The following is a 6,713-nucleotide window of genomic DNA, read 5'->3' on the forward strand; positions in this document are numbered from 1 at the left end:
GAAAAACGCTACTCCAATCGATGGCACTTGGATGAGACCTACATAAAAATTAAAGGAGGAATGGAAGTACCTCTATCGAGCAATTGATGAAAATGGCAATACGATTGATTTTTATTTGTCCCACCGGCGTAATGCAAAAGCGACTAAACGATTTCTGAAAAAGCTTATTAAAAATAACCCAAGCTGCAATATTTCTGTTATTAATACGGATAAAAACCCAGCTTACAACCAAGCGATTAGAGAATTGAAACAAGAAGGAAGCCTCTCTCAACGAGTAGAACATCACCAAATTAAATATCGTAATAACCGACTTGAATCAGATCACGGAAAACTAAAGCGGCTTATTTATCCTGCTAGAGGGTTTCAATCCATGAAAAGGTAATCAACTATGTTTATCTATTAATTCATTCCTCTATTTTTACAAAACCAGGGATTGAAATGGCCTGTTTTAATCGTGCATTGGCAATCACAATAATTTTTCGCATCAATGCAGTAAGAGCAATCATTTTCTTTTTTCCTGATGAAACCAAATGCTCATAAAATGTTTTAAGGCTTGAATTGGAATTTCTAGCGGCCATAGCTGCCATAAATAAAGCAGGTTTTATTCCCTCTCTCCCCATAACGTATAGAACGCGCCCCACTAAATTGACCACTGTTATTTGCCCTTGGTGCCAAGCCTGATAATGACGCAATTTCTCGACGATTCAGGGTTCCTAATTCGGGTAATAAAATAAGTAATTCATTGGCTATGATTTCACCTATTCCAGGAATTGTTTTAAGTACTTCCTTTTTTAAATTCAGGGTCATATCTTTTTTTATCAATAAATTGATCTCGTCAGTAACTGCGATTATTTGGCTTGTAATAGACTCAATGATAATCCGGCAGCTTTCTTTAATTACATTGGCTCTCGGCGCTTGAAAACGATTTTTTTCAGAAACAAGCATTTTCTTTAAATCTTTTCGTCGTTGAACTAACTCATATAATGTTAATGACTGTTTGGATTGTGGAGTAAATAAAGCTAACCTCCCTGCCCGTTCATAGCCATATAGAGCAAGAGCTTTTGCATCCAATTTATCTGTTTTTGAATCATTTCCGAAAGAGCGTATAAAGTGGTTGACTTTACGCGCGTCTGCTCGATGTACTTTAAAATTGTGCTCACAAAGCGTCAGTAACAGCCGCATTTCATGGCCACCTGTTGCCTCTAAAATACAGAGTCCATCACTAAGTAACTTCTTGAATTCCTTGATAAAAGCTTTAATACCTGCAGCATCATTAACATATTCTTGAGTTTTTTTTGGCAATATATAGAAACAATAAAGTTAAATTTGCCAATATCTATACCAATATAATTATTATATGATGACATCTATGCCTCGAAGGGTGAAGTATTTAGGATTGTAAGCGGGTGTCTGGTGAAAAAGAACCCAAGCAACTATTCAAACGTTTCGAGAGCAGGGCTAGAGTACCTTGATTACCACGGTTGATTTATAACCAATCCCCCCACGGTCGCTCACGCCCGCGCCCCTCACCATCGAGGAGCCACTCTCTTGCTTCCTAATATACTAAATCTGAGACTTACAATCCCCCCGGCCTGTTGAAAAATATGAGAAAACTTTACTCAAATTACCAAAAATGATCTAATCCGATTTTATTTTCAATGAGTTAGATTATTTGTATGCAAGGATCAATTAATGGGAAGAATGGTATTTCAGGTTCGGATCTGGAAGAGTTAATTCCAGAAACCCATTTTTTGAAGAAAGTAAATCAACTAGTGGATTTTTCTTTTGCTAATGTACTCACCGAAAAACTTTATAGTCCTAACAAAGGTCGACCTAGCATTTCTCCCGAACTCTACTTGCGAATAAAATTAATAGGTCATTTGTTTAATATACATTCCAATAGACAGCTAATAGATCATATTAAATATAATATTTGCTATCGCTGGTTTTGTAGATTAACACTTAAAGATAAAACACCTCATCATTCCTCTCTGAGTCGAATTAAAAAACGATTAGGTTCGCATATTTTAGAGCAATTCTTTTTTGAAATTATTGAACAGTGCAGAAAAGCTAACTTATTAAATGGCACTAGCGTTATGACTGATACCATTTTACTTGATGCAAATGCTTCTCTTGACTCATTAACGTTAAAAGAAAAAGACATTAATAATACGCCTATTGAAAAAGGTAAGCGTACCAATACAGAGGATTAGAAAACACACAAATTCAAGCCTATTTTGCTGCTATGGCTTTAAATATCAAAAGATTGATATTTTTTATTCTTTACGAAATAGCACTAATTTTGATCCAACTTTGATCATATTTTTCAAAAGGCCGCCCCGTTTATTTTATCGTATATTTGTAAAGTATAGTAAATCTTGTTATAGTAATAATTACTATAGTAGGCGTTTTTGATGAAAATAATAAAAACTAAACATTTCGACAAATGGGCTATAAAAAATCGAGTTAGTGATGAATCTCTTAACATCGCTGCTAAAGAAATTGCTATTGAAATTTATGAAGCCAATTATGGTGGTGGTGTAATTAAAAAGCGTGTTGCAAACAAAGGAAGAGGAAAAAGTGGTAGTACCAGAACTATCGTTGCTTTCAAAAAAGGGAAACATTGTTTTTTTATTTTTGGTTTTGAGAAGAATGCCAAAAGTAATATTTCTTCTAATGAAGAAAAAGCATTTAAAATTGTTGCTAAATCTTTGTTAGCTTATTCTGATGTAGAAATTGATAAGCTGATAGAAGAGGGGACATTAGTGGGGGTTGAAAATGAGTAAAATTATTGATGCTATGTTAGAAACAGCCAGAGATCTTCGATTGGATGCAATTACTATTAAAGAAATAGAAATGCTTAACTTAAGTGAAGTTAAAGAACTTGAGGCACAAGAAATAAAGAAAATGCGAATTAAAGAAAAAGTTAGCCAAGCTGTAATGGCTAAAATATTGAATGTTACTCCATCTACCTATCAAAAGTGGGAAAGAGGAGAGGTGCACCCCAAAGGAGCCAATCTTAAACTACTGCGTTTAGCTCACGATCATGGAATTCAATATATTTTATCTTAGATGGCGGTCGAGTTGTTATTGACTCGACGGCCTATTAAGTCTGATTAATAGTATTTTGAAGTAGTAGAGTTTAGCGAGGTCTAGACTAAACCCCTATTGTACAACAAAAAAAGGTATAGTTGATGGACAGAACTTATAATGATCCACTGCACGGTATTACCCTAGAGGTTATCTTAAATAGTTTGTTGATTTGTTATGGCTGGGAAGGCTTGGCGAAAAGAGTCAAGATTAACTGTTTTTCTTCCAACCCCAGCATCAAATCAAGCCTTAAATTCTTGCGCAAAACACCATGGGCAAGGACTGAAATTGAAACCCTTTATCTTGCTTCCATAAAAAGTAAAGATTGCGAAAACTCATAATTACTGGAGTAATAAATAATATGAAAGATGTATTCATTAATAAAGATCATGTTGAACTCTTTAAAATTCTTAAATTTGAAGGTATCGCCTCGAGTGGAGCAGAAGCTAAGGATATGATAGCTGCGGGCACTGTGTTGGTAAACGGCGTAATAGAAAAACAGAAAAGAAAAAAGATGGTTTCAGGAGATACGATTGAATTGAAAGGTGAGATCTTTCGGCTAAAGTTGAGTGCCAATTAACATTTTTATACACTCAGGCCCTAGTAACATGGGTGAAAATCAAGAAGGATTACAGCGTTCTAAAGGTATTTTTATATTGTGAGAGTAGGGTATTTTGCTGCGAGCTAGAAAATTAAGTCTGATTAATTTAGGTAATCAGACTTATTATAACCAATTGATTGATTTTATTATTTTTACTGAATAATTGAGGATCAATGAGATTATCTCCTCACTGAATCTTTGTCATACCCCAGCATCTCTAGATGGTATGCATCTTGACTTCAGGGAATATTTCAAAGCGGCTTATCATACGCCATAAAGCCTCCGTGGTCATAGTCAGTCATTGTGAGAACTTAGCTTAAAATAACCTGTCCATTCAAATGCTGTTCTTCATTATCATCCAGAGAATCAGTATTAGTACTATTACCTGCAGAAAAGAATCTGAGCGCGCTGGTTTTAATCATGTTATTTTCACTAGCTTTTGCTTTTTCCAACAAGCGATTCGCATAAGGCTGGTCCTCGTCCAAATACAAATCATAATTAACTTCCTCATGCTCAAAGTTCAAATTACAACGGTCATCCACATGTCTTTCCCTGTTGACGTAAGTGTAAATACCACCTACTACCATAAAAGTTGCTATGGCGAGTAAGACTACTGCGGGTAGAATGACGGCAATGAGGGGGGATACAAACAATATAGGAGGTAAAAACATGCTTACGCCACTAAGCACTATTAATGCAACAACAGCAGCAATAAAAATAAAGGGTACTCCAAAAAAACCAAAGCCATTTCTATAGCCATTACCATACCATGCGGCTTGGTCATTTTTAGTTGGGCTCATAAATTCTAAACCTGCCCGCTGATACTCATTGCTGCCAACACCTAAATCATCCTCGGATTTCTTTAATTTGTTTTTTATAAAACGAGCAAAAATCTCTGCGCCTACCGTGACAGCAAGAATGCCGACAACAACCGCCGGTAAAATAAACGTAGCCATAGGCACAAAAAAAGCTATGACAGTCGCTATAACAGTTACCACAATGGCACCCAATACACCTAATCCAAAGGTTGCTGCTACTCCCCAAGCAAATCCTTGTGCAATTTTATCATTAGTTCTCAGCATGCTTTTTTGTTGAGGTTGGTGACCTAACAGAAAATAAGCTAAGTTAAAGTGGGTAGCAAAAAGGTCGTTGATTACTCCATACGCTAAAGTAGTTAAATAAATGGAGGACCCAATAAACAATCCACTAGTAATTGCTGTGATCCAGAAAGGCGCACCTAGCAACATAGTGGTGGCGAAGACAGCAATGATTAACACAGAAATACCTATGCCAATATAGCCATTTTTAAGTAGTGTGCGAAGGATATCATTCTCATTTTCTTGCCCTTTGAATTTTGGATGTCTGTATAACATGCGGTAGATATGTTTACTTTTAAGAAAACTAACTACTTCTTTTGCATCTGAAGACTGTTCCCAGTGAGCTAATTTTTTATTAATCTTTTTAATAACCATTTCCATGGTTTCATACTGTGAAATTTCTAATATGAGTTCATCGAGTTCATGTATTAATTCCCCATTCTTAGTGCGTTTCTTAGCTTTATCAAGCAGTTGCATTAAAATAATTTGTTGTTTTAATAGGTTCATTAAAGTTCCTAAAATTAATATTGAGAAGAAACAATGCATTTTATACTAAATGATCTTTTTTTATTCTAATTTTCTAGTTTGTTACAAAATTGGCTTTTGGGGGGATAAAACTTATTACTCTTGTCACTCATAAAAAATGAGTCTTTAACCATTAAAAGGACGTATATTCGCAAGTATTTCTATTTAATCATATCTTACTTGTTGTTAATGGGGGTAAGGGAGTTGGAATTGCCCCTATCAAACTATGTTTTCTTGCAATAAAAGATACTGAAACTCCGTGATGATAAGTCTCGTTTACAATTTGTTGTTTTTCAAAGGGGGTCCATCTCTTTCTTTTCATATTCGAGTGAATTATTTCTGTTACTTCTGGTGCATTAATCATAGTCATATTCCTAGGTTTATTACTAGTTCTTATTTATGACTAGATGGTCCGGTTATTTAGGGGAGTACTCCATGGCTGAGGCATTTGTTAAAACGTTTAAGCGGGACTTTGTCTGGGTCTCAAATACCAGAGATGCACTTATAGTTATGAAGCAATTGCCCCAATGGTTTGAAAGTTATAATGAGACAGCTCCTCATAAAGCACTTAAAATGCTTTCACCAAGACAATTTATTAGATTAAAATCGGTCGGCTAGTGGCATGGTTTGATAGGGGCAATTCCACACTTCGCATTACTGATTAAGTTATTTGATCTATATTAACCAGAGCGTAATTGTGATTAACAAGTTATAATTTAATACATTGGTTATTTGAAAGGGTAAAAGCGTATAATTTGATTCTACACATTCAAACAAATTAATTGATTTTAGAAAGGATATAAGAATTTCACTCTTACCAAGGATAAGACCAATGGATACCATTATTTCAAAAATAAAAGTTCGCTCTGCAATAGTTCTACGTCATGTAACGCAATCCACAACGGCTTGCCTTCTTGCTATGACGAAAGGAAATTTATCAGTACTTACCCTATACCACTGGAAAATTGCCATTGGTACAGGATTAGGAACCGGGTTAATAAGCTTACTAGCCTCTTATGGCGATTTAATTAAGTTTCAAACTTCGCGATATGGCGCAGCAACTATTGCTTTTATTGGGACTACAATTGCAGATTATATAAGCCATGGAGTAACGGCTTCCGGGAAAGAATCTTTGGTTACGGGTATAGGAGCAGCTTTGCTCTGTTTATTTGTTTCCTTAACCCCATTAGATAAATACTTATCTACTTTAACTGAAAAGAAGAAGTAAGGGTTTTCCTGTGAGTAGACTGGTTCCTCTATAAGTTTAGATAAGGCTTCGTATTCTCTGTTGCTATCTGGTTTCCCGATAGTGCCACATTATTTTTATCATGCTTATATTGTCCCCAGCCCCTACTTAGAACTGTACGTGCGGAGCTACCGCATACAGCTCCCGATAAACC

Annotated in this window: 9 protein-coding genes and 2 pseudogenes; 8 read left to right on the forward strand and 3 right to left on the reverse strand. The window is 35.5% G+C overall.

What is annotated here, in order from left to right:
* The first annotated feature begins 103 nt into the window (after positions 1-103).
* Positions 104-382, forward strand: a complete 279-nt coding sequence (locus Lnau_RS03185; RefSeq protein ID WP_238585911.1) for a DDE-type integrase/transposase/recombinase — start codon at positions 104-106, stop codon at positions 380-382.
* Positions 383-404: 22 nt separating this feature from the next.
* On the opposite strand, the pseudogene Lnau_RS03195 reads toward Lnau_RS03185, so the two are convergent.
* Positions 405-1,367 (reverse strand): annotated as a pseudogene (locus Lnau_RS03195) (IS110 family RNA-guided transposase).
* Between the two features lie 309 nt (positions 1,368-1,676).
* Here Lnau_RS03195 and Lnau_RS03200 point away from each other — a divergent pair.
* From Lnau_RS03200 to Lnau_RS03220, 5 genes are all read left to right on the forward strand, one after another.
* Complete coding sequence (locus Lnau_RS03200; protein WP_058503712.1) at positions 1,677-2,213, forward strand: IS1182 family transposase; 537 nt, start codon at positions 1,677-1,679, stop codon at positions 2,211-2,213.
* Positions 2,214-2,414: 201 nt separating this feature from the next.
* The gene (locus Lnau_RS03205; protein ID WP_058503713.1) at positions 2,415-2,786 is read left to right on the forward strand and encodes a type II toxin-antitoxin system RelE/ParE family toxin; all 372 of its coding nucleotides are present in this window, start codon (positions 2,415-2,417) and stop codon (positions 2,784-2,786) included.
* Positions 2,779-3,072, forward strand: coding sequence for a helix-turn-helix domain-containing protein (locus Lnau_RS03210; protein WP_045094735.1), 294 nt, complete (start codon positions 2,779-2,781; stop codon positions 3,070-3,072). The genes Lnau_RS03205 and Lnau_RS03210 overlap by 8 nt, the downstream gene beginning before the upstream one ends.
* Before the next feature lie 122 nt (positions 3,073-3,194).
* On the forward strand, positions 3,195-3,431 hold the full coding sequence (locus tag Lnau_RS03215) for a VF530 family protein (protein WP_058503714.1): 237 nt from the start codon (positions 3,195-3,197) through the stop codon (positions 3,429-3,431).
* Positions 3,432-3,451: 20 nt separating this feature from the next.
* On the forward strand, positions 3,452-3,670 hold the full coding sequence (locus Lnau_RS03220; RefSeq protein ID WP_058503715.1) for an RNA-binding S4 domain-containing protein: 219 nt from the start codon (positions 3,452-3,454) through the stop codon (positions 3,668-3,670).
* Positions 3,671-4,002: 332 nt separating this feature from the next.
* Here the strand turns inward: Lnau_RS03220 and Lnau_RS03225 are convergent, their stop codons facing one another.
* The gene (locus tag Lnau_RS03225; protein ID WP_058503716.1) at positions 4,003-5,295 is read right to left on the reverse strand and encodes a hypothetical protein; all 1,293 of its coding nucleotides are present in this window, start codon (positions 5,293-5,295) and stop codon (positions 4,003-4,005) included.
* Between the two features lie 187 nt (positions 5,296-5,482).
* Positions 5,483-5,683: a transposase gene (locus Lnau_RS16945; RefSeq protein WP_083503765.1), complete on the reverse strand. Its 201-nt coding sequence runs from the start codon at positions 5,681-5,683 to the stop codon at positions 5,483-5,485.
* A 65-nt stretch (positions 5,684-5,748) separates the two neighbouring features.
* Between Lnau_RS16945 and Lnau_RS03235 the strand changes: the two are divergent.
* Positions 5,749-5,931, forward strand: a pseudogene (locus Lnau_RS03235) (integrase core domain-containing protein); the annotation flags it as partial.
* Positions 5,932-6,145: 214 nt separating this feature from the next.
* On the forward strand, positions 6,146-6,541 hold the full coding sequence (locus Lnau_RS03240) for a hypothetical protein (protein WP_058503719.1): 396 nt from the start codon (positions 6,146-6,148) through the stop codon (positions 6,539-6,541).
* The last annotated feature ends 172 nt before the right edge of the window (positions 6,542-6,713 follow it).

Origin of the sequence: Legionella nautarum, assembly GCF_001467895.1 — a bacterium.
Taxonomy (GTDB): Bacteria; Pseudomonadota; Gammaproteobacteria; order Legionellales; family Legionellaceae; genus Tatlockia; species Tatlockia nautarum.